General features: G+C 70.4%; 18 protein-coding genes. 7 read left to right on the forward strand and 11 right to left on the reverse strand.

Annotation, left to right across the window (positions count from 1 at the left end):
• Positions 1-30: 30 nt before the first annotated feature.
• Positions 31-669 carry a TetR/AcrR family transcriptional regulator gene (locus RUR_RS12940; protein ID WP_283135250.1) on the reverse strand — a complete coding sequence of 213 codons (639 nt, stop codon included), beginning with the start codon at positions 667-669 and terminating at the stop codon, positions 31-33.
• 76 nt (positions 670-745) lie between these two features.
• Here RUR_RS12940 and RUR_RS12945 point away from each other — a divergent pair, with 76 nt between their 5' ends.
• Positions 746-2,185: an NAD(P)/FAD-dependent oxidoreductase gene (locus RUR_RS12945; RefSeq protein ID WP_283135251.1), complete on the forward strand. Its 1,440-nt coding sequence runs from the start codon at positions 746-748 to the stop codon at positions 2,183-2,185.
• Positions 2,186-2,501: 316 nt separating this feature from the next.
• On the opposite strand, the gene RUR_RS12950 is transcribed toward RUR_RS12945, so the two are convergent.
• The 10 genes from RUR_RS12950 to RUR_RS12995 form a co-directional block, all read right to left on the reverse strand.
• Positions 2,502-3,515, reverse strand: coding sequence for a peptidase (locus tag RUR_RS12950; protein ID WP_283135252.1), 1,014 nt, complete (start codon positions 3,513-3,515; stop codon positions 2,502-2,504).
• Between the two features lie 4 nt (positions 3,516-3,519).
• The gene (locus RUR_RS12955) at positions 3,520-4,050 is read right to left on the reverse strand and encodes a hypothetical protein (protein ID WP_283135253.1); all 531 of its coding nucleotides are present in this window, start codon (positions 4,048-4,050) and stop codon (positions 3,520-3,522) included.
• A gap of 496 nt (positions 4,051-4,546) precedes the next feature.
• Complete coding sequence (locus RUR_RS12960; RefSeq protein WP_283135254.1) at positions 4,547-5,767, reverse strand: ABC transporter permease; 1,221 nt, start codon at positions 5,765-5,767, stop codon at positions 4,547-4,549.
• Positions 5,761-6,432, reverse strand: coding sequence for an ABC transporter ATP-binding protein (locus tag RUR_RS12965; RefSeq protein ID WP_283135255.1), 672 nt, complete (start codon positions 6,430-6,432; stop codon positions 5,761-5,763). Before RUR_RS12965 ends, RUR_RS12960 begins: the two co-directional genes overlap by 7 nt.
• Complete coding sequence (locus RUR_RS12970) at positions 6,429-7,505, reverse strand: peptidoglycan-binding domain-containing protein (RefSeq protein WP_283135256.1); 1,077 nt, start codon at positions 7,503-7,505, stop codon at positions 6,429-6,431. The genes RUR_RS12965 and RUR_RS12970 overlap by 4 nt, the downstream gene beginning before the upstream one ends.
• Positions 7,502-8,032: a hypothetical protein gene (locus RUR_RS12975; RefSeq protein ID WP_283135257.1), complete on the reverse strand. Its 531-nt coding sequence runs from the start codon at positions 8,030-8,032 to the stop codon at positions 7,502-7,504. Before RUR_RS12975 ends, RUR_RS12970 begins: the two co-directional genes overlap by 4 nt.
• A 175-nt stretch (positions 8,033-8,207) precedes the next feature.
• A complete protein-coding gene (locus tag RUR_RS12980; protein ID WP_283135258.1) occupies positions 8,208-9,782 on the reverse strand; it encodes a sensor histidine kinase in 1,575 nt (524 codons plus the stop codon).
• On the reverse strand, positions 9,779-10,471 hold the full coding sequence (locus RUR_RS12985) for a response regulator transcription factor (RefSeq protein ID WP_283135259.1): 693 nt from the start codon (positions 10,469-10,471) through the stop codon (positions 9,779-9,781). Before RUR_RS12985 ends, RUR_RS12980 begins: the two co-directional genes overlap by 4 nt.
• 663 nt (positions 10,472-11,134) lie before the next feature.
• On the reverse strand, positions 11,135-11,854 hold the full coding sequence (locus tag RUR_RS12990) for a hypothetical protein (RefSeq protein ID WP_283135260.1): 720 nt from the start codon (positions 11,852-11,854) through the stop codon (positions 11,135-11,137).
• A gap of 408 nt (positions 11,855-12,262) precedes the next feature.
• Positions 12,263-12,514 (reverse strand): hypothetical protein, encoded by a 252-nt coding sequence (locus RUR_RS12995; protein ID WP_283135261.1) that lies wholly within the window; start codon positions 12,512-12,514, stop codon positions 12,263-12,265.
• A 137-nt stretch (positions 12,515-12,651) separates the two neighbouring features.
• Between RUR_RS12995 and RUR_RS13000 the strand changes: the two genes are divergently transcribed.
• From RUR_RS13000 to RUR_RS13025, 6 genes are all read left to right on the forward strand, one after another.
• Entirely contained in the window at positions 12,652-12,897 is a 246-nt protein-coding gene (locus tag RUR_RS13000; RefSeq protein ID WP_283135262.1) for a hypothetical protein, read from the forward strand.
• Between the two features lie 953 nt (positions 12,898-13,850).
• A complete protein-coding gene (locus RUR_RS13005) occupies positions 13,851-16,166 on the forward strand; it encodes a vWA domain-containing protein (RefSeq protein ID WP_283135263.1) in 2,316 nt (771 codons plus the stop codon).
• A 37-nt stretch (positions 16,167-16,203) separates the two neighbouring features.
• Complete coding sequence (locus RUR_RS13010) at positions 16,204-19,362, forward strand: tubulin-like doman-containing protein (RefSeq protein WP_283135264.1); 3,159 nt, start codon at positions 16,204-16,206, stop codon at positions 19,360-19,362.
• Entirely contained in the window at positions 19,359-21,557 is a 2,199-nt protein-coding gene (locus RUR_RS13015; RefSeq protein ID WP_283135265.1) for a hypothetical protein, read from the forward strand. Before RUR_RS13010 ends, RUR_RS13015 begins: the two co-directional genes overlap by 4 nt.
• Positions 21,554-22,564 (forward strand): protein kinase family protein, encoded by a 1,011-nt coding sequence (locus tag RUR_RS13020; RefSeq protein WP_283135266.1) that lies wholly within the window; start codon positions 21,554-21,556, stop codon positions 22,562-22,564. The genes RUR_RS13015 and RUR_RS13020 overlap by 4 nt, the downstream gene beginning before the upstream one ends.
• A gap of 3 nt (positions 22,565-22,567) precedes the next feature.
• The gene (locus RUR_RS13025; protein ID WP_283135267.1) at positions 22,568-23,638 is read left to right on the forward strand and encodes a TRAFAC clade GTPase domain-containing protein; all 1,071 of its coding nucleotides are present in this window, start codon (positions 22,568-22,570) and stop codon (positions 23,636-23,638) included.
• Position 23,639: the final 1 nt, after the last annotated feature.

Raw genomic sequence — 23,639 nt, forward strand, 5'->3', positions numbered from 1 at the left:
TTTGTCCGACTAGCCGTGTGCCGGATGGGGTCAGCCGGCGGTGAGCCCGGCGATGATCGTGTCGATACCGGCGCCGAAGCTGTGGTCGAGGTCGAGGGCGCGGAGCCGCCCGGCCAGCCGGTGGGTGGCGGGGAACTCCTCGACCGGTAGCGTGCCGAGCTCGTCGATCTCGGCCGGGGTGGACGGTCCGATGGCGGCGTTGACCTCGGCGAGGGTGAAGCCGCTCGCGTAGGCGAAGATCAGGTTGCCCGCGTGCACGATCCGGGCGGCGTCCAGCCCGGCCTCCTCCAGTGCCCGGTATAGGCCCTCGTAGAGCCGGTACTCCTGGAGGGTGATCTCCGGATAGGCGATCAGATAGGGGAACAGCCGGGGGTGGGCGTGGCCGACCCGGCGGAGGGCGTGGCACAGCGACCGCACCCGTTCCCGCCAGTCGCCGTGGGCGGCCAGACTGAGGTCCATCTCGTCCAGCACCAGCTCCACCACCCCGCGCAGCATCGCGTCCTTGGAGGGCAGGTAGTAGTACAGCGCCGTCGGGAACACGCCGAGGTCCCCGGCGAGCCGCCGGACGCTGAGGGCTTCCACGCCCTCGTCGTCGATCGCCCGCAGCACCGCGGCGAGGATCAGCTCCCGGGACAGAGGGGGGCGTTCCCGGTGTTTCGCCCGCCTCACATCGCCTTCTTGATCACGCTGTCCACCGTACATTAGATTTCTATTGTCCGGTGTACAACAACGTCGGGGAGTGATCATGACAGGTGGCGATCTCCTGGCCCGCGCGGCGAAGGCCGTCGGGCTCGGTCCGTCCGAGAACAGGCGGCCGCCGGGCGGCCGGTGGACCGTGGACGACGGCAACCGGGACGTTCCCGGCGGATCGGTACGGCCGGTACGGCGCGTCATCGTGATCGGCGCCGGGTTCGCGGGGCTCGCCGCGGCAGGTGGCCTGGCCGCCGCGGGAGCCGACGTCCTGGTGCTGGAGGCGCGGGAACGCCGCGGCGGACGGGCGCACACCGTCCGGCTCGGCGGGATCGACGTCGATCTGGGCGCCGCCTGGATCCACACCCCGGGCGGAAATCCGCTCTCCGAACTCGCCGACCGGGTGGCGATCCGCCGTACGGCGTACAACCTCGACCGCGTCGTCGCCGGGGCGATGCTGGTCGGGACGGACGGTGAACGGTACTCCGGCTACCGACGCCTCAAACTGCTGGCCCGGATCGCGCGTTTCAGCTCGGCCGCCGCGCGCCGGCCCACCGGCGAGCGAACCGCCCAGACCGTCGCCGGCCTGCTCGCCGCCTACACGGCCACGTTGGCCGACCCGGAGGAACGGCGCTGGACCGAGTTCGTCATCCGGACGGTGTCCGAGACCCAGAGCAGCGGCCCCGTCGAGACGGCGCCCGTCACTCCGCTCGCCGAGCCCGCCGGTTACCGCGGCGGCGACGACCTGCCCGTCGGCGGGTATCGCGGCCTGATCGCGGCGCTCACCCCGGATGTGGAGATCCGCACCGGCGCGGTGGTCACCTCAATCCGCCTCGACGGGGACGAGGTGAGCGTGACGACCGCCGACGGCCGTACCGAACGCGGCTCCCACGTGCTGGTCACCGTACCCCTCGGGGTGCTGAAGTCCGGGGCGATCGAGTTCCGTCCGGCGTTGCCCGAGCCGAAGCTGCGGGCGATCGACGCGATCGGCTTCGGGGAGTTCGAGAAGGTGGTGCTGCGTTACGAGACCCGGTGCTGGGAGAAGCTCCCCGGCCTGCTGATCCGAGACGGGGACACCCCGCTGCGGGCCTGGCTGGACGCGACCGGTCCGCTGGGCGCGCCCACCCTGATCGCGCTGGCGGGCGGCCCGGCGGGCGCGGCCGTCGCCTCCTGGAGCGAGCACGAGACCGTGGAGCACGCCCGTGCCGTGCTCGACCGCGCGCTGGGCCGCAGGCTTCCGCCGCCGGTCGCCGTCGAGGTCACCCGCTGGCACCACGACCCCTTCTCCCGCGGCGCCTACAGCCACTACCCGGCCGGCACCACCGTGGCCGACGCGGAGGCGCTGACCGCGCCGGTCGCGGGCCGCCTCCTGTTCGCGGGGGAGGCCACCTCGCCCACCCGTTTCGGGTACACCGACGGGGCTTTCACCTCCGGCGTCCGTGAGGCCAAGCGCCTGCTCGGTACCGCCTCGGTCCAGCTGGTCCTGCGAGACTGATTCGCCTGCATCCGATTCGGTGGGTGGGGTTCCCCGGGAGGCGAAACGGTGGAGGGCAAGGACTCGGTGATCGTGGGTAGGGCGGCGGACCGGATCTGGAACCAGATGTTGCGGAAGTGGCCCAGGGACGACGGCGATCCGACCGATGATCCGGAGTTCCTGCGAGAGTATCGGCGCCGGGTGGGACAGGATCCCGAGACCGGGCTGTATCCCAAACGGTGCCCGTGACCGCCCGAGGCCGCATCCGGTACGGCGTTCGCGGCCGACGGCTCCGGTGGTGCGCGGGGTCGTGGGCCGCGCACCACCGGAGCCGGGGTCAGGTCCGGCGGCGACGTCGGTACACGATCAGTCCGAGTGTCCCCACGCCGACGGCCACGGCGGTGCAGGCCGACCAGATCATGATCCCGCCGGCATCGAGGAGCTGGGCCGCCACGGTGGATCCGGGAGGCGGGAAGGTGAGCATGGCGGAGGCCGTGCGTTCCACCACCCCGCTCCGCAGCACCAGTTCGGCCCGCCAAGGGCCGTCGGGCAGCCGGGCCCCCAGCTGAACCGGCACCTTTCCCACTCCGCCCGGCGCCAGGGTGGTGCCCGACTTGACGGGATACGGCCCGGCGGTCATGGCGTCCGGGCCCTCGGTGAGGGTGAGCGTTCCGCTCAGGTCCACGGCTCGCCCGCCGGTGTTGCGTACGGTGGCCGTGACCACCGGGAGCCCCGTGGTGGTCCTGGACGCCGTGATCTCGGTGATGGCGAAGTCGGTGGGCGGCTCGCCTCCCGGCCCGACCCCCAGATAGACGCGGATCCCGGTCCGATGGTTGATGCCGATGTTGTGCTTGGCGTCGGCGGCGGCCGCGTTCTCCGCCCAGAGCACCGCGTACCGCTCACCGGACGAGGCATTCTCCGGCACCTTGACCGTGACTCGCGCCACGGTCTTCTTCCTGGCGGGGACGTCGAGCTGAGTCGGCTCCACGCTCACCCAGCCGGACAGTTCGTTGGCCGTCCGTCCCTCGGCGAAGGCGAACCTGTTCTTCTTGATGTCGGCCGCCGCCGCGTAGAGCTGGATGAGTCGGCTGTTCGCCGTGGTGTTCGATATCTCGATCCTGCGGCTGATCGTCGTACCCGGCTTCAGGTGGTCGACGATGTAGGTCATCGCCCGTGGATCGGCGCGCCGGATCACCGGGGCGTCCACCAGCCGGATGCCGATCGTGTCCCGTGCGGGGTCGGCTAGGGGCGGCACGGCGGTCGCCCGGGCGCCCACCGAGGTGAGCGAGACAAGGGAGATCGCCATGCCGACCACCAGAACGAAAAGCGTCACCGCGCTACGTGGTGACACGCTGTCACGCGACGGAATGTGTGACCACCCCGTTGTAGGTACCGAGCACCGCGGTCGCCGGCACGTTGACGGTGAAGGTGGGGTTCCAGCCCACCGAGTTGTTGCCGCTGCCCGCCGGGCGGGTGAACGCGGTACGGGCGGCCGCCAGGCTGCCCGCGGCGCCCGCCGTGAAGGGTCCGTTCACCGGGTTGATCGCGGTCCCCGGGCTGTAGACGACGTTGTCGTTCGTGATCGTCTCCGCCGGGCTGCCGGTACCGGTGGAGAACGGCGTGTTGACGGCGATCGTCGCGGTCCAGGTGGTGTTCAGGGTGGAGCGGTTGTCCACGACCGAGACGTTGCCGAGCTGACCGATGGCCGGGTTGCCGGGAGTCGTCGCGAACAGGGTTCCGGCGGCGGGCGCCGAGATGTCCAGACCGCCGGTGGCGTTGACCACGAACGTGATCGTCGAGTTCACCGAATCGTCGGCCGCGGCCGGCATTGCCGGTGAGACGGCCAACGCGAAGGCCGTCGCCGCAAATATGGTTCTTATGCGCATGTTTGTTACTCCGAATCATTCGAAGGTGACAGAGTCACTATCAAGGCGATTCGAGAGCCGGTGTGTTCGCGCCAAAGTGTCGTGGCGGCTCTTGCCCTAGCCCTGACCACATGCCGCGCTGAGCCGGTCCGCCCTGCCGGTCCCTTGAACGTCGCCTCAGGGTCAGTCGAACCCGGCAAGGCCGGAGCTTGACCCCACACGTGCTCGCGGTGGCACGCCATGCCGGACGGGGCCAGGCCGACGGGGCCCCATGGCGGGTACGGCTGTCGCCCGCGCTGGGGAACGTCGGCCGCCGGAGCGTCGGTGAACCCGCGGTTCAACGTGGCCAGACAAGGCGCCTGAGTGGGTGACCCTGCTGAGGGGATCAAGGCGTCGTCCGGTACGGCTGACGCCCGTGCGCCGGGCGTGCGGGGTCCGGCGTGGTTGAGGCCGCCGGGCACGGCGAACGCCGGGCCACCTCGGCGGGTGCCCCGGCGTTCGCCGTACCGGACGGGGGTTACGAGGTGGCGAGGGCCTCGGTGGGGGACATCCGGGCGGCGCGGACCGCCGGGTAGAAGCCGGCGATCCCGCCGATGATCATCGTTGCGGCCACGCCGCCCACCGTCGCCCAGACGGGGACGATCGACGGCCAGCCCTGCGAGGTCGCGTAGGCCGCGGTCACCCCGATGCCGAGGGCCACCCCGCCGAGCCCGCCGATCGCCGAGAGCAGCAGCGACTCGGCCAGGAACTGCAGCCGGATCTGGCCCCGGGTGGCGCCCAGGGAGCGGCGCAGGCCGATCTCCGCCCGGCGCTCCAACACCGAGATGACCATGGTGTTCGCCACCCCGACCCCGCCGACCAGCAGCGCCACTCCGCCCAGCCCCAGCAGCAGCGCGTTGAGCGTGGCGTCGGTGGCCTGCTTGGCGGCGAGGGCGTCGGAGGGACGGGAGACGTCCACCTCGTTGGGGTTCTGCGGGTTCGCCGTCGCGGCCAGCACCTCCTGGACCGCGGTCACGTGCTCCTCCTCGGCCCGGGTGTAGACGGTCGTGGGGTAGCCGTCGAAGTCCAGCCGCTCCTGCGCCACCGGCCAGCCGACCAGGGCGGAGGTGTCGAGCTCGGGGGTGAGCGGGGCCGGTTCGAGGATGCCCACGACCGTGAACCACCGGCCGCCCAGCCAGACCCGCTGCTCGGGCCCGGCGTGCACCACCCCGAGCCGGTCCGCCGCGAGCGAGCCCAGGACCGTCGCCGGGTACCGGTGGGTGGCCTCGTTCAGCCAGACCCCCGAGGCCAGCTTTGCCCCCGTGTCCTTGAGCAGGTCGAGCTTGGCCGCCTGGACGGCGATGCTGCCCGACTGACCGGAGGGGATGTGCTGGTTGCGGTAGACCCGCGCGTCGGTGGAGCCCACGGAGGTCGCCGAGTGCACCGGCTCGATCCGCTCGATCATCTCCTCCACCTCGGAGGGCAGGTGGGAGTCGTCGCCGAACAGGGTCTGGCCGGGGCCGACACTGAGCAGATTGGTGCCGAGGGCGGACAGCTGCCGGTTCAGGTCCTCCTGGCTGGAGGCGGAGATGCCGACCACGGCGAGCATCGCGGCGATGCCGATCGAGATCCCGAGTGCGGAGAGGAACACCCGGAGCGGCCGGGCACGCAGCCCGGCCCCGCCGACCCGGACCACGTCGGCCGGGCTCAGCCGGGCGGGGGTCAGCCGGGTACCGTTTCGCCGGCGGGAGGTCAGCATGCCCCGGAGTCCTTGACGACCCGGCCGTCGAGCATCTCGATCCGGCGGGGCAGGCCCGCCGCGATGTCCCGGTCATGGGTGATGATCACAACGGTGGTCCCGGACCGATGGAGGTCGCGGAGCAGTTTCATCACCTCCGTCCCCGAAGAGGAGTCGAGGTTCCCGGTGGGCTCGTCGGCGAGGAGGAGCCCGGGGTCGCCGACGACCGCCCGGGAGATCGCCACCCGCTGACGCTCCCCGCCCGAGAGCTCGTGCGGCCGGTGGTCGAGGCGGTGGCCGAGGCCGACCCGCTCCAGTGCCTCCGACGCCCGCTTGCGCCGTTCCCGCAGCGAGACGCCCGAATAGAGCAGTCCGTCCGCGACGTTGTCCAGCACCGGCACCCCGGCGGCGAGGTGGAACTGCTGGAAGACGAAGCCGATGGTACGGGCCCGGAGCGCGGAGAGCTCCCGGTCCGAGAGCCGCGCCACCTCGTGCCCCGCGATCCGCACGCTCCCGCCGGACGGCCGGTCCAACGTGCCGATCATGTTGAGGATCGTCGACTTGCCCGAGCCCGAGGGGCCGACGATGCCGACCAGCTCGCCGTACTCGATCGTCACGCTCGCCCCGCGCAGCGCCGCCACGTCACCGCCGTAGACCTTGCTCACCTCGGCGAGTTCGACGATCATTTCGGCACCACCACGGTCGTCCCCTCAGGAACCCCGGTGACCTCTACCTTGCCGTCGGCGAACATCCCGGTTTCCACCGCCGCGTAGCTCAACGCCGAGCCCTGCAGGACCTGCACGCCGAACCCGCCCTCGGCCAGCGCCACAAGCGCGGTGACCGGGACGGCGAGCACGTTCTTCCGCTGCTCGGCGACGATCACAACCTCCACTGGGGTGGTGTCGAAGCTCTTGAGCTTGGCGTTGTCCGGGACCGAGACGACCATGTCGACGGTGGTCGTGGTCTCCTCCTGCGCGGTGGTCTGGGAGGCGACCTTGCCGATCGACTTCACCTTCCCCTGCACGGTGGAGCCGTCCGGCAGCTCGACCGTCGCCTTCTGGCCCTTCTTGACCAGATGCTGGTCGGCGACGTCCAGGGCGACGGTCACCTCCCGGGTGGTGCCGGTGTGGGTGAGCACCGGTCCGCCCGCGGCGGCGCCGAGCGTGGTCTTGAGCTCGGCGACCCGGATCGGCCCCGGCCGGACCACCGCGTCGCGGGGCTCGACCTTTCCGGTGACCGGGACCCCCATGTCCTCCTGCCACCGCTCGACCGCCTCACGGGTGGTCCAGGTGTACTCGTCGTCCACGGTGAAGCCGTCGTAGCCGAGCGCGGCCAGGTTCTTCTCCAGCAGCTTGACGTCCTGGCCCTCCACTCCGTCCTGGAGCGTGCGGTAGAGGGGCGTGGCCCCGTAGAGCAGGGGGACGCGATCGGCGTCGACGCTGTAGACGGCCCGTCCCCGGGTGATCACGACACCCTGCGCCGGGAGGTAGGTGATCGTGCCCTGCAGGCCGGTCTGCACGGTGACCTGGTCTCCGTAGCCCAGGTTGCCCTCCACGGTCTTGGTCTCGGTGAGCGTGGCCCGGGTCACCTGTGCCGTGGCAGGGGGCTTGCGTTCGGCGACGGCCGTCCGGGCCTCGCCGCCGAAGCCGAATGCGGCGGCGGCCACCGCGGCGGCGAGGAGGGCGACCGCGCCGGTGGCCGCGACCGCCTTCGCCCGCCGGCCGCGGCGGCGCGTCGCGGGTCGGTTGTTCTCGGTCACCGGCCGGGCCCCCCGGTGATGCCGACCTTGTTCCGGCAGGTCTCCATGGCCTCACGGAACTTGGCGTCCCTGGGATTGATCTTCTTCAGGTCCCCGCCCCCAATCGTGACCCGGCCGCCGGAGAAGTCCGGGTCGGGCATGTCGATGCCGTTCTCCCGCATGCAGCGGGCCAGGGCGCGGAACTTCTCCTGCTCCGCCGGGTCGAGCGGCTTGCGTGTCCCCGGTCCGGCCTTGGACTGGCAGGCCTCCAGGGCTTTTTCCATCTTCGCGTCGCCGGGTCGCCGCTCCACCCTGACCGCGCCGCCGTTCGCCCCGGGGTCGGGCATGTCGACGCCGTTCTCCCGCATGCACTGGGCGAACAGCCGTCCCTTCTCCCGGGGGTCGATCGAGGCGGTCGGGGAGGGGCTCCCCCCCGGAGCCGCGGCGGGCCGGGCCCCGCTCACCGAGGCGATGCCCGCGGACTGCGCGGCCTGGCCGCACCCGGCCGCGAACACCACCAGCGCCGCCGCGGCGAGTGGTCTTCTCATGCCTGAGAGTGGTTTTCTCATGCCTGCGATCGTGGAACCCGTGGATCGGAACGACCCCGGAGCCGGCTGGGAGCAACCTTGGAATGACGCAACGAAGCGGCACCCGTTCGACGTAGGTCGACTTCACTCCGGCGTGATGCTCAGCCGCCCCGTACCCAGGTACGGCGACCCGGAGTCAGGGTGACGCCGCCTCCGGGGTCTGCAGCGGGAGCAGCACCCGGAAGGCGGCCCCCTTGCCGGGAGTGGTCGCCAGCTCCACCCGGCCCTGATGCGCCTTGACGATCGCGGCCACGATGGCGAGACCCAGACCGGCGCCGCCTTCGGTACGGGAACGGCTCTCGCTGACCCGGTAGAGCCGTTCGAAGATGTGGGGCGCGTGTTTCCTCGGGACGCCGGGGCCGGTGTCGCACACCTCCAGCACCCCCATGCTCCGAAGGTCGTTCGCGCCGGTCCCGATCGCGGCGTCGGGGGCGACGGCGGCGACGCCGGAGCCCACCCGTACGGTGACCTTCGCGTCCGGTGGGGTGTGGGCGAGCGCGTTGGACACCAGGTTCGCCGCCACCTGGCGGAGCCGGGCCTCGTCCCCTCGCACCATGATGGGGGCGAGGGAGTCGAACCCGGTGAGCCGCACCTGCCGTTCGGGCAGGCGGGCCCGCGCGTCCCGGATCGTGTCCGCGGCGATCTCCAGCAGGTCCACGGGCCTTGTGTCCATCGGGCGCTCCTCGTCCAGGTGGGCGAGGACCAGCAGGTCGTTGACGAGCAGGGCCATCCGCTCGGCCTCGTCCTCGATCCTGCGCATCGTCTCGTCCAGCGGCGGCCCCGGCGGCGCGCCGCCCCGGCGGTAGAGCTCGGCGAAGCCCCGTACCGACGTCAGCGGGGTCCGCAGCTCGTGGGAGGCGTCGGCGAGGAACCGGCGCATCCGCGCCTCGGACTTCGCCCGTGCGGCGATCTCCGTTTCCACCCGCTCCAGCATCACGTTCATCGCGACGCCGAGGCGACCCGGCTCGGTGTGCGGGTCGGGTTCCGGCACTCGCCGGCCGAAGTCGCCCGCGGCGATCTGCGCGGCCGTCTCCTCCATCCGGGTGAGGGGCCGTATGCCCAGCCGTACGAGCGCGGCGGCGCCGAGGCCGAGCAGGAGCAGCACGACCCCGGTGATGCCGGCGCCGATGGAGATCATCCATGTCTGGGTCGCCTCGACCTCGGCCAGCGACGCGGTCATGACCGCGGTCCCGCCGTTCGACATCGGGAGGGCGTACACCCGCCAGGACGGTCCGTTCGTCCCCGGTACCGTGTACGGCGTACTCCGCGGGATGTCCTGTGCCGCGCCGAGCATCGGCCGGTTGTCGGTGAACCCCGGGGTCTCCTGCGGCGGGTCGGGCACCGGCCGGGTGGAGACCCGCCCCGGGAACTCCCCGGCGAGCTGCCCTTCCGGTGTGAAGAGCAGCAGGCGCCGCTCGCCGATTATCTTCTTGACGACCCTGTCTTCCTGGGGACTCCACTCCGAACCCGCTCGGAGGATTATCGCGGTGTCCGGTGTGCGGGGGAACCGCCACGACGACGTCGGTGGTGGGCCCGGCGCCTTGGCGGCGGCCGTCACGGCCAACCTGAGCTGTGCGTCCACCTGGTCGGTCAGATGATTGCCGAGCAGTGTCACGGCGAGCGTGTTGGCCAGCGTCAGGGCGATGGCGGTCAACGCGACCGTCGCCACGACCAGCCGGGTGCGCAGCGTCCAGCGTCCGGGTGTCCTCATGAACCGGCTCCTCGCGGCAGGCGGAGCGTGTACCCGACCCCGCGGACCGTGTGGATCAACGGGGGATCCCATCGGTCGATTTTCTTGCGCAGGTAGTAGACGTAGGACTCCACGATGCTGGAGTCGCCGTCGAAGTCGTAGCGCCAGACGCTGTCCAGGATCTGCGCCTTGCTCACCACCCGGCCCGCGTTGACGAGCAGGTAGGCGAGGAGGTTGAACTCGGTGGGGGACAGGTCCACCCGGTTGCCGCCCCGCCGTACCTCGTGCGCTTCCTCGTCCAGCTCGACGTCCGCGTAACGCAGCACATGGTCGGCGGCCGGGAGGGACGCGCGGCTGCGGCGCAGGATGGCCCTGATCCGCAGCACCACCTCCTCCAGGCTGAAAGGCTTGGTGACGTAGTCGTCGGCGCCGAGACTCAGCCCCTGCACGCGGTCCTGGACGGTGTCCCGAGCGGTGAGGAACAGCACCGGCACCTCGCCCAGCCGCCTGGCCACCTCGAAGCCGTCCAGGTCGGGCAGCATGACGTCGAGGATCACGATGTCGGGGTCGAACTCCCGGGCGGCGGTCAGCGCCTTGGAGCCGCTCTCGGCGGTCCGCACGTTGAAGGAGACCAGTCGCAGCGTCTGTGACAGCAGCGCGACGATGTTCGGTTCGTCGTCCACGACGAGCACTCGGTCGGGCCGTTCCATGCAATAGGTGTATCCGAGATTTCTCAATACAGCCTCAAAGCCCCTTCGCCCTGCCAGGCCGGTCGGCCGGTTCACGGTCGCGTGGGGTACGGGGCACGCCGGGCGGCCGGACGTGACGGTTTGTGCCGATGAACGGCACGCGGCCGTGCTCCGAGCCGCGGGAGCCGCTCCACGTCGCCTACGACTCGGTCACCGTGTGGCCCGCGTTTGTAATGGAGCAGGGGGCGAGGGTTCCCCAGGCCCCGATGGGGCTGAAGCGGGGGACTGTACCGCAGTGCTGATTTCGCCGCTCTTGGCCTTCGATATGGCGGTGATTGCCCGGGCTGTCGCTGTTTTCACCGACGGCTTCGACATCGTTGTATTCCCTAAGGGAATAGTCCATCAATAACCGATATGTCTCAGCAAATCAGTGGAAAAGCGACAAATCCAGACAAGATTCTGTGTTTTGGCCGTGCGAGAAATGGAGGATGTGCCCGGCGCTAATAGGCGCATCTTCCACCCGACGCGTCGGGGGCTCTCCGGATGATCCGGAGAGCCCCCAAGGAAAAGCGGGATGGGTCATCCCGAGTTCCTACTTATGCTCCCTCACCGGCAGCACCGGGTTCGGGCTGCTGGGGACCCTGCGGTCCCTGCGGACCACGAGGCCTGTGGTGTGGCGCCTGTTCAGGCACCCGGCTGAAGAGCCGCGTTGTTGTTGCCGCCGTTGTTACCGCCGTTGTTACCGCCGTTGTTACCGTTGTTGCCGCCGTTGTTGCCGTTGCCGTTGCCGTTATGGCCGTTGTGATGAGGCTTCGGGCGGTGGTGCCTTCTGTGCCTGGGGCAGAAGTTGCAGGCGTGGCACCACTTGCGGTGGTTTCGGCACTGGCAGATGTCGCAGACCGGGCCGCAGCCGGCTCCCGTGGTGGTGGTGTTGCAGCCGTGGTTGCCCCAGCTGCCGCCGTTGTTGCCCCAGCCGCAGTGGTTGCCCCAGCTGCCGCCGTTGTTGCCCCAGCCGCAGTGGTTGCCCCAGTCGTCGTCACCCCAGCTGTGGTTGTTGCCCCAGCCGTGGTTGTTGCCCCAGCCGCCCCAGTCGTCGTCGTCCCAGCCCCAGCCGCCGCCCCAGCCGCCGCCGCGGCCCCAGCCGCCGCCGCCCCAGCCGCCGCCGCGGCCCCAGCCGCCGCCCCAGCCGCCCCAGTCGTCGTCGTCCCAGCCCCAGCCGTCCCAGCGGTGGCCGGTGGACTCCTTCATCGGGCCGCGCTTGACGGTGGCGCTCGTGGCCTTGTCGGCCGCCTTGGTCTCCGCGGTGTCGGCGATGGCCGGCGATCCTGCGGCGATGAGTCCGCCGACCAGTGCCGTCGTGACTACGAAGTTCCGTGCGTGTTTGATGGCGATTGAACGAATCACTATATTTCCCGGTATCCTGTGAATTCACAAATCGGATATTTTCGAGACGTCGCACTAATGGGTGCGACGTGAGGGAAAGTTACCCGCTGGATATGGGGTCGATGCCTGCTTGAAGCGGGTTGAATGGCAAATTGATGGCAGTGTTGCCAAGCCGCTGTATATCGCGCCAACGCGACCATCTCAAGATCGTTTGATCTTGGTGGTAAATCGCCGGTCATATGGCGATCATAGAATTATGGGAATCGCAACGCTGAATCGCGATGTGTCGAGCTTGACGACGGCTGGACCGGTTTTCGTATCCGCGTTGACTTGTCGGCTTTCAGTTACTTATTTCTGGACAAAACAGCGGGTGCCGTACCCAAGCACCTTGGGTACGGCACCCGCCTTGACGCCTGATGCCGAGATGGATCAGTTGTTCGGCGGCGTGTGGTTGACGAAGGCCGTGCAGTTAGCCGGCCATGCCGGGTTGCTGCCGGTACCCGGTGTCGGGGCTACGGTGCAGGATGTCTGCGCCACGTTCCCAGCCGCGTTCCGCACCGTCACGTGGAGGTCGTTCCCCATGACGGCGAGCGAGACGTCGGTCACGCCGGACGGGTAGCCCGTCAGCGTGGAGATGTTGTTCCACGGAGGTGTCGTCCGCGGATCCCGGATCAGGGTCATGTTGTTCGCCGCCACGAGCCCGATGAACTTGTTGTTGCCCTGGAACGCGGAGTCCAGGCCGCTACCGGCTCCAGGCGGTCCGGGCGGTCCGGAAGGCCCAGACGGTCCGGGCGGGCCAGACGGTCCGGGCGGGCCGGATGACCCGTGAGATCCGGATGGTCCGGGAGGTCCGCTCGGTCCGGGAGGCCCTGATGGTCCGGGCGGGCCAGACGGTCCGGGCGGGCCAGACGGTCCGTGAGATCCGGATGGTCCGGGAGGCCCTGATGGTCCGGGCGGGCCACTCGGTCCGGGCGGGCCGGTCGGTCCGCGAGATCCCGTGGGTCCGGGTGGGCCGGATGGCCCGCGGGGTCCTGGAGGGCCGGTGGGTCCTTGCTTCCCTCTAGGGCCGGTGAAGCCCCTGGGTCCGGGCTCACCTGGGCAGCCCCAGAACCACTGGAAGCCGCAGTCGTCTTCCACCGCAGGGTCACGCTGGGTGTCGTCGGCCGCGACCCGGACGGCGCCGGGCTCGCCCTGACCCCCCGTGGCGGCGGACGTGGCCTGCGGCCACGTGATGAGAAGGCCACCAATGAGTGTCACGACCGCGATGGGCCGCCCATGTTTGGTGACAAATGGGTGAATCACTATGTTTCCCGTTATCCCGTGTATTCGCAAATCGGATATCTGTAATGGCGCCACGATGTGATGCCATGATCAAGAACTACCCCATGAATGCGACGGCAACGCCTGTTCTAAGCGGACTCCATGGCAAATTAATGACAGATTCGATGAATGGCTGATTCATTCGGAATCGGCTTGTCGTCAAGATCAAATAGGTGCGACTGCAAAACGCCGGTAATCGTACTAGTGCAAGGGAGCGGAAGGCTGAAAAACATGTTAACCGGACCTGGTTTCATGATTTAATCCTCATGCCTTACTTTCCTCGTGATTGGGGGGTAAATCGGGTGAGGTCCCGGTCCGCATCCGGCGTTGGAGCCACCCGTCACCCTGGCGGTCCAATGGTCTTACCGGGCATCCAAAAGCACGAACCGAGAGTCCGGGCGCGTTAGGTGGGGAAGCCGATTGCCGAGCCTGATGGGTAAACCGGGAAAGCGTCGGCGGCGTCCTCCTCTGGTGAAGTCCATCGTTTGGTGGACTTCAGAGGTCGTTTGAGTGGTTAGGTAATCCTTGGTGGGGGGATCGGGCCACATGATCGCTTTTCTGAGCGGCTTCCTGGATCGTTCCTCTTACGATGTGCGAACACCGTTCTCCGTCTACTTATCCCTTGATTTGAACTCAGGTACAGATAAAAGCCCATAGCCAGACGGTCGGCGATACCTCGGTGAGGTGGCGATAGCGCGTGACAGCTCGCAGGCGCACAACGGCACTCAAACGGGCGTTGACGGTGGGCGCCCTGATTCTGCTGACTCCGCTGACCGGCCCCCCCGCGGCGGCGATGCCGGCCGAGGAGCCGGAGCCGACACCGCTCGACATCGTGGTCGCGGTCGACGAATCCGGCAGCCTCACCGAGGACGACGTCACCCGGGAGATCGAGGCCGCCTCGACGATCGCGCAGAGCGGCCTCAACCCCAGGAACCGGGTCACCGTACTCGGCTTCGGCAGCAACAACGGCGGAGGCCAGGAGGCGGCCACGGAGCGGTGCCGGCCGACCGTGATTAGCGGCCCCGCGAACCTGCAGTACCTCGCCGAATGCGTGCGGAAGCTGAAGCGGCGGACCCCCATGGAGGGCAACGACACCGATCACGCCGCCGCGCTCACCAAGGCGCTGTCCTACTTCGCCGCGGGCTCCCCCGACGGGGCGCTGAAGGTGATCCTCCTGCTCACCGACGGTGAGCTCGACGTCCGCAACAGCCCGAACTACGGCAGCGGGGATCGGAACGCGGCGGCGCAGCAGGTGGTGGACGACCAGCTCCGGGTGGCCAGGTCATCCGGGGTCCAGGTGTGGCCGCTCGGTTTCGGCACCGCGAACAGGAAGGCGCTGGACGCCTTCGCCGCGGGCGGATCCCAGCAGGCGTGCGACGGCCGCCCCGAATCCCGCCCGCGGGCCCAGGTGGTCACCGACTCCACGACCGTGGCCAGGACCCTGCACCGGCTGTTCGCCGCCGCGTCCTGCTCCGCGCTGGAGGAGCCCGACACCGGTTCCCTCGGCGCGGGCGGGACCCGGACGCTGACGGTGCGGATCCCCGAACTCGCCACGGTCGGCTCGATCGTCGTCACCAAAGGCGACCCCCGGGTCAAGGTGGAGTACGTCAACCCGGCCGGGGTGACCGTCGTCACCAGCGGCCGGTCCGACGACTCGACCTTCGAGCGCAGCGGCGAGAACACCGCGACCGAGGCACTGCGGATCACCGACCCGCGGCCCGGGAGGTGGGAGGTGAAGCTGAACGCACCCCCGGGCTACCGGGAGCGGATCGTCAGCGCCTCGGTGAACTGGCAGGGCGCGGTCCGCTCGTTCATCGTGGTGGAGCCGCCGAGCACCGAGCCCGGCAAGCAGCTGGTCGTCCGGGTCTCTCTGATCACCAGGAAGGGCGTGACGCCCAGCGGCGACGCCCTGCGCGGGATGCGCATCGGGGCGACCGTCACCGGCGACGGGCTCAGCGGACCGGTCGAGGTGCCGGTCAGGGACGACGGGCGGGCCCCCGACGAGATCTCGGGCGACGGCCGGTACGCCGGGACCTTCACCGCGCCCTCGTCGGAGGGTGTGCTGACCGTGGAGGGGAACGCCGCGGGCCCCGGCCTGAACGCCGATCGGGTGCCGGTCACCGTGCGGGTGAGCGCGGGCGGGACGGCGCTGCAGGCCCGGGTGGAGTTCGTCCCACCGGAGCAGGCCTGGCCCGGGCTGAGCCTGCCCGGCCGGATCCTCACCGGCAACGGCACCGGGGAGCGCCGGCGGGTTCGGCTCGTCGTGGACGGTTCCCCGCGGGGCGGCGTGAGCGTCTCGCCGAGCGGGCCGATCGACATCGCCCCGGGGCAGGCCGAACGGGAGTTTCACCTCGTCGCCGGGGCGGAGGCACCGCTTGGCCCGACGTCGCTGACCCTGCGGGTGGTGGACGCGGCCGACGCGCGGATCGTGTACGGCAACGCGCTGCTCGGCTTCGAGCTCAGGACGGAACCGGGATTCGCCGAGCGCAATCGCTGGGCCCTGCTGGGGGCGCTCGTGCTGATCGCGCTGATTCTCGCGTTCCTGTACGGGCGACGCCGGGCGGCCCGGAAGGCGAAGGACGTGCGCGGCCTGGTGGCCGTACTCGCCCGTGACGGCGAGCCGTTCGGTGCGCCGCTGCGGGCGCCGAACAGATGGTCGGAGGAGTTCCGGTTCATGGTGCGGGACGAGGACGGCCCGCATCCGCGGCTCGACCACCCGTCTCAGCCGGGTGACCGGCCCTACCTGGTCCGGCGTACCGGGGACGGCGCCGTCTCGGTGTGGAGCCCGTCCGGCTCGCGGGACGACGTCGTCTCCGGCGGCCTGGTCGAGCTGCCCCCGCCCCGCCTGACACTGATCGTCCGGGATGAGCGGCGGCCGGTCGCGGGTTCGGTGAACCCGGTCCCGGTCCTGTCCCACGGGCCCGACCCGTTCGGGTATCCCACCAGGCCCGGCCTGGACCCGGCCGGCGGGGGGCCTGCCCCGCCCATCGACAAGAACGACGAATGGCTATGACCCGACACCACGGAGCGAAGGACGGCGCATCTTGAGTATGAAGATCTATCAGCCGGTTCTCTTCATCGGGCTGGGAGGGACCGGATGCCTGATCGGCGCCGAGCTGGAACGCCGGCTCCGCGAGGAGTGGTGCGGCCCGGACGGCACCGCCTTCGCCAAACTGCGCCCGCAGGCCGGCCTGCTCCCGTACCAGCTCCCCTCCTGCGTGCAGTTCGTCTACGCCGACGTCAACCAGGCGGATCTGGACCAGCTGCCGGCCCGGGTGGTCCCCGGCCCCCGGCACGTCCCGGCGGTGCATCAGACCGCGCACTACGTCCGTGACCTGGTGCCCCAGGTCGACACCTACCCCGAGGTCGCCCGGAACCTGCGGCTCTCCATGGACCCCTACGTCGAAGGCTGGCTGCCCCCGGTCGACGGGGAACCCCGGGTCGCGCCGCTCAGCCGGGGCGCCGGTCAGCTCCCCACGGTCGGCCGGGCCGCGCTCTTCGAGACCTTCCGCGAAGGGCTCGCCCCCGCCTTGCGCGACCTGCGCCGGGCGATCGGGAACCTCTCCAAGTCCGGAGAGGACCTGTACGCCCTCAGCGGCAAGTCGTCCAAGTCCGTCGACGTGTTCGTCGCCTTCTCCGTGGCCGGGGGCACCGGCGCCGGGATCTTCTACGACTATCTCCATCTGATCGGCAAACTGTTCGGCGACTCCGAACTCGGTGCCAAGATCTTCCCCTTGGTGCTCATGCCGTCCGCCTTCACCGAGGGGATGGGGGGCGGACGGCCCGCGGAGCTCAACGCCGGGCGTTCCCTGCTCGACCTGTTCCGTCTCGTCGACCAGCAGAACGGGGGCGACGCCAACCGGGACCTGCGCGGCTACGAACGGCGAGACCGGATCGACCCCGACGACGTCGCGGTGCACTATCCGACGGAGGGCCGGATCGTCATGCGGCCGACCACGGTGCAGACCGGCTTCCTCTTCTCCCGGCCGCTCGAAGCCGAACGCGAGGACCTGCACCGGTCGGTGGTCTCCCTGATGCTCTCGCTGATCAGCACCGAGCTGGACGAGGAGGACCGCTCGGGCGCGGGGGAACTGCACCAGTCCTTCGCGGACAGCTTCATCAACGCCAGCGTCGACCGGCAGGTGATCGCCGACAACGGAATCGGCAACCGCGGCGTCTCCACGGCCCTGGTGGCCTCGCTCACCGTGCCCGTCGACGAACTCGCCGACCTCGTCGCCGGTCGCCTGCTCCGCGCCGCGGTCGAGGAGATGGCGACACCGCTCGGCGACCTGGAGGAGAACCGGGCCCTGATCGGCGGGTTCCTCACCGCCTCGGGGATCGAGTCGCTGCTCAACCGCCAGGGGGTCGCCCCCGCCGAGCCGGAGCCGGTGAAGGGGGCCCGGCAGATCTCGATCGCGCTGGGCGAGCGGGCCGAGGGCATGAGGGCCGCCCTGCGCGGACTGGACGCACGACTCGCCCAGGACGTGCCGAAGATGGTGGCGGACTTCGAGCCGCGCGCCGGCGTCCTTGAGGTACTCGCCGAGGCCGACGTGTTCCGTACCCAGCGGGTGATCTTCGGTTATCGCGGGCTGGCGAGCGAGCTCGACCAGATCGGGGCGCACGGGCTCATGCAGCGGCGGAGGGCGGGACCCCCCGCGCCGCAGGGCCTCGGCGCGGGGGTGCCGGTCGCCCCGCCGATGCGTGACCGGATGGCCGGAACGGTCAAGGTCAAGTGGTCCGATCCGGTGGTGGTGAGCGCCCGCGAGGCGCAGAACGCCTGGTACCAGTGGCAGACCCATGTGCTGTGGAGCAAGCACTGGGCCGCGCACACCCCGCGCTGGCGGCGGGTGATGGAACAGCTCGACGCGGGGATGCGGGCGTTGACCCGGGAGCTGATCGAGTACGCGCGCACCGACGCCGAACGCTTCGGCAAGCGCGCCGGGGACCTGCTGCGGCCCCGCGTCGGCGTCTCGTACCTGCTCCCCCTCGGCGGGAACGACGTCGACCAGTTCTACCGCCGGGTGATCCGGCAGATGGTCGAGCATCGGGTCTCGCTCGGCCAGATGAGGCCGAACACCACCGAGGCCGAGCTGCTTGGGGCGATCATCGGCGTCCAGGGATGGCGGGAGGCGTACCGGACCAGCCAGGACGAGAACCCCGCCACGGCCGTCGCGGTCCTGCGCGAGCAGGTGAAGCGGGAGGTGAAGACGTTCTTCCGGCTCACCGAGCAGGGCCGGCACCCGCTGATCCCCAGGCTTGACGAGCTGCTCGCGAACGCCGCCGGCTACGGGACGGACACCGTGACCTCCGGCGAGCTCGAAGAGTTCCGCGGCAAACTCGCCGGACTCGTCCCGGCCGGGTTCACCCCGCAGGGGAGCGGCCAGATGAAGGTGCTCATCTCCTACCCGGCCGCCGGGCGGCACCCCTCGATCGAGGCGTACCTGCGTGAGGCGCTCCGGCTGCCCACCGGGCCCGGACTGACCTACCAGTTCAAACCCACCGCCGCCGAGTCGATCGCCGTCGTGCTCTTCCGCACGTCGATGGGGGTCACCGAGGTCCGTGAGGTCAGGGACGTCCTGCGGCTCTGGTCCGACGCGCTTTCCAACGAGGAGCCGCAGGACCATCTGCGGTGGCGGCAGCGGACCGGCTACGACTTCGGCTACCTGGTCACCCGGGAGGAGCACCGCGTCGAGATCCTGCACCGGCTGCTCTGCGCGATGTGGAACGGCCGGGTGGGCGTCGAAGGCGACCCCGTGTCACCGCGGCGGATCCGGGTGGTGCTCGGCGGCGGGGTGACGATGACGCTCTCGCTCACCGCCATGGCCAGCGCGTCCTCCTGGGGAAGCCTGCTCCGCGCCTACGAACTGTGGACGCTCGCCGACAACGAGGACATCCGCCGCAGGTTCTGCGGGCAGCTCATGCGGGAGCGCCCGGCCGGGCTGGATTCCGTCCCCGACCACCCCGACGAGCTCTACCTGGTCATCCGCGACCTGGCCGAGGGGCAGGTCGAACGGATCAACGCCATCCTGAAGGACCCGAAGACCGCCAATCGGGCCAGGGCCGAGCAGTTCCTCGGCTTCTGGGCCCGGACCCTTCCCTCGTCGCTGGACCTCAGGTTCCGCGGGCTCGAATCACCCGTGAGCACCAACCTGCGCGCGCTGGAGATAGCGGTCCCCGGGTGGCGGACCGGAGGGGAGACCGGCCCGTGACCCCGCACCCCCGGGTCGTCGTCCTCAACCTCCGGGGAAAGAGCCCGACCGCCGCCGTCGAGGCGACGTACGCGCTGTTCGACGACGAATCGCAGCCGGACCTCACCCGGCTGCTGGTGGTCGACGGCGCGGCGGACCTGCCGGCCCACGAACGGGCCTATGAGGTGCTGCTGACCTCGGCGCGGGTGGAGACCCTGCTCTGCGTCCCGGTCGGCAGGTCCTCGCTCGACGGGCGGCGGTTCCGGGTTCCCGGGGTCGTCGGGCAGGGGGCCAGGGTGATCTGGGTCGGTGACGCGGCCGGGGTCGACTGGCGGTTCGCGGCCTCGGCGGCGGCGACGATGCACCGGAACGAGGGGGAGTCCGGGCTCCATCGGCTGCTCGGCGTCCTCACCATCACCGAGGTGTTCGAACGCGCCTGCGAGATTCTCGCGGAGACCCCGGGCGGGGTCGCCAGCCCGGGGCTTCGGCTGGTCGGTGCCTCGGCCGACGACGTCACCTTCCTCACCGCCCTCGGGGAGGCCATCGGGCGGCTGCTCGGTCCCGGGGCCGCGGACTCGGCCGCGCCCACCGACTCCTTCGACGAGTACAAACACGGCTATCAGGGCAGCGCCACCTTGATCGATCAAGGGGGTCCGCTGAAGTCGGCGGAGGCGGCCTGTACGGCGACCGCCGCCCAAGCCGACGCGGCGCTTGAGCAGCTGGCCGATCTGGGGTCGCTGCTCGGCGCGGGGCCGGGCGGGTCTTCGGCCCGGGGCGCGGTGGCCGCCGCCGGGGACGGTCTCGCCGAGTACCGGAACCTGGTGGAGCGGGTGCTGGACGCCGGGCACACCCCCGACGGGCTCACGCCCAGGCAGCGGGACCTGCTGAAGGGATACGGGGTCTCGCTCCCCGAGCCGGTCAGGATCGACCCCTCGATGTCGGCGGAGACCTTCGACCGCTTCGTCACGGCGAGCATGGCCCGGGGGGAGTCGCTCCCCGGGCTCGTCGAGAGCCTGCGCGCACTGGAACGCCAGGTGCGCCCCATGGGCAGCCGGTCCTATCTCCAGCGGGTCCGGGAGATCTGTCCCGATCGGCTCATCGACCGGCTGCGCAGCCCCGCGCCGGCTCCGGGCCTCCCGTCCTGGCTGCCGGTCGCCGGGTTTCTCACGACGGCCCTGGCGTCGGTCGCCGGTCTCCTCGGGGTGGTCACCGGGGTGGTCATGGGAATCGCCTGGATGGCCCTGGTCACCCTGAGCGTGGTCAGGGCCCCTGATCCGGACGTTTCGGGGAACCGCCGGATGTTCGGCGGGCACGTCGTGGCCGTGGTCCTGGGCCTGCCCTCCGGGGTGCTCGCGGGGATCAACACCGAGCCCCCGGTGGTCGTCGTCCTCGTCTGCTTCCTGATCGCGGTGGGGATCGCCGTCGGCGCTGTCCACGAGGCGTGGCGAACACGGGTGATCCGGTGGCGGCACTCCTCGGGGGTCGCCGAGGTGCCGGGCGCCGCCGAACGGCTGACCGCGCTGGTCGGTCAGGTCGCCTCCGACGAGTGGGCGCGGGTCTCCCTCCGGCTCGACATGGTCGACGCGATCATCCGTGCCCGTGCGGCGATCGCGGGTGTCGTCGCCGAGCTGGGGTCCCGTGCCGAGGACATCCAGGAGCAGCTGCAGCGGGTCGCCCACGGAACCGGTGGGGACAGCGGGCTCAGCCCGGTCGCCACGGGATACCTGAAGGATCTCGTCCACCGGGTGCTGGAGCCGCGCTGGGGTGCCGTCACGCTCGGGAAGGCGGCCAAGCACGAGGAGCTGGCCAGGTCGGAGACCCGCAGGCTGCTCGGGGTCTGGACCTCCTACGCGGAGAGCAACGGGCCGCTCGACGCGCCTCCGTTCGCCGAGCCCGTGGAGAACGGATACCTGGGCCAGAGCGACGAGGACCTGGATGAGATCGCCGCCGCGACCGGGTGCGACGTGCGTGGGGTGATGTGGCAGCTGAGCGCGCCCGCCGATCTGTCGATGCTGGACACCGGGGCGGTCCGGCCGGGGACGCTGCGGTTCGCCCCGCGTGCCGTACGGCTGGCGCTCGGCCGCCGGCTCCCCGCCGACGTCACCTGGATCAGCGCCCCGCACGCGGGATGCGTCCGGCTTGTGCCCGTACGTCTTGGTGCGGTGCAGCGGGTGTGGTCCACCGCCAACGATGATCAGGGGGAGCCGGTGCCATGACCGAGGAACTCCGATACATCAACCCGTGGGGGATGTGGGTGGACGCCAAGGTCACCCCGCGCGGGGAGGCCTTCGCCCTGCCCGGGCTCCCCTTGCGGGCGCGTCCGCTGTGGCTGGAGTCGGAGGCGGAGGGCGACTGCGAGGTTCTGCAGATCACCGTGGGCGATCAGGATCGCCGGCGCGCCTACGACCTGCTGGACAACGAGATCCTCGCCGGTCTCCGGCTCGTCTGGCTGGTCGGCTCGGGGCCGTACCCCGATGGGCTCAGCCGCCTCCGCGGCTACGTTCACGACACGCCCGAGCCGTTCGCGCTGGTCCACCGCTACCGGGGCGATCCGGTCGGCGCGCACGCCAGTCAGCTGCTCACCGCCGACCGCCGGGCCTTTCAGGTGAGTCTGATGACCGCGCTCCGCTGGCTCGCCGCGGCCGGGATCGCCCATCGGGGGATCAGCCCCGACACGGTCCGCTGGGACCACACCTCCATACAGATCACCAACTTCGCCCTAGCCACCATCGTGGGCACGCCGCGAACCGTGGCCGGTCACCCGCCGTGGGCCGCGCCCGAACAGCGTTCCGGCCCCTTGGTCCGCGGGGTGGTCACCGACCGCGACGACGTCTGGGCGGCGGGCCGTCTCCTCTACTACACCTGGACCCAGGAGGAGCTGACCAGCCGCGACCAGCTCGCCCGCGCCCCCGAGCTCGTGGAGCTCCTCGCCGGGGTCTTCGACGCGCCGGAGAACCGGCCGACGGCGCGGGAGCTGCTGGTCGAGCGGCTCAGGGTACCCGACTGCGTGCCACGCGGCCTCGACGCCGACCCCCTCGCCGAGGGCCGCGAGAGCTTCCACTCCTACCGGAGGAGGAAGCACCCGGAGGTCGATCCACCGGTCCGTCCCTTGGCGCGGCCGATCGTGACACCGCAACCGCCCGCGCCGGTCCGCCGGGTCTGGCCGTGGATGTTCGGCGTCGTGCTGGTCCTGGCCGTAGTGATCTACCTGGTGAGTAGGTGACCGATGAGTGAACCCGATGCCCTGGTCGGCGAGGCGGCACAGGTCGTCTGCCCGGTCTGCCTCTCGCTGATCGACTGGGGGGGCCAGTCCCACTACGCCTGGAACAGGGACCAGGAGAGGTACGAGTCCTTGGACATCCCCCAGGACGCCAACGACTACCAGCGGAAGAGGATCCTGCGCAACGCCTACGTACGGTGCCCCAACTCGGGGGAGCAGATGGCCTTTCACTTCCTCCCCGAGGCCTACGGGCGCTACGGGCCGCCCGCGGTGTACGGACTCATCGGCGCGAGCGCTTCGGGGAAGACGCACCTGCTCGCCGCCATGGTGGGGGCGATCGAAGGCGGGGCGCTCGGGCGCTACGCGGCCACGGCGAGCCCTATCGACCCGGCGAAGCACCAGAACTATCTCAAGAGTGAGGTCGAGCCGTTTCTGAAGGACTCCCGAGTCCTCTCCCGTACGGCCGAGGGCATCGTCAGCTTCAAGGACGCGCTGCTCATCCAGGAGGACGGCGGTGCTCGGCGCGTCATCACGTTCTTCGACGTGGCGGGGGAGGAGCTGCAGAGCCTCGAGGACACCAAGGGCTTTCTGGAGATCGTCGACGGACTGATCTTCGTCGCGGATCCGGATCGCTTCGATCCCGGTGGAGCCGGGACGGGTGATCCCACCTTCAGCACCGTGCTCAACCTGCTCGCCGAGAGCGGGCGGTCGGATGTGGTCAGCGCCGCCGTCGTGCTGAACAAGGCGGACATGAAGCGGTTTGAGGAACCCGTCGCCTCCTGGCTCCGGCACGAGATGACCGGGATCGACCCGGACCAGCTGCTGCGGGAGAGCGCCGACGTCTACGCCTACCTGCTGCTGCAGGGGACCGGGGGATGGACCCGCCCCTACCAGCAGTGCGGCAAGGCCACGTTCCACATCGCCTCCGCGGCCGGCGGACCCTCGGTCGACACCGGGGACGGGGGCGCCCGGTTCCCGCGCGGGGTGTCCCCGAGGCGGGTGCTCAACCCCTTGGTGGCGCTGATGGCGATGACCGGCGTGTTGAACTCGCCCGAAGCCCGGAAAGTGGGGATCTGAG

Source organism: Rhizohabitans arisaemae, assembly GCF_025996515.1.
Taxonomy (GTDB): Bacteria; Actinomycetota; Actinomycetes; order Streptosporangiales; family Streptosporangiaceae; genus Rhizohabitans; species Rhizohabitans arisaemae.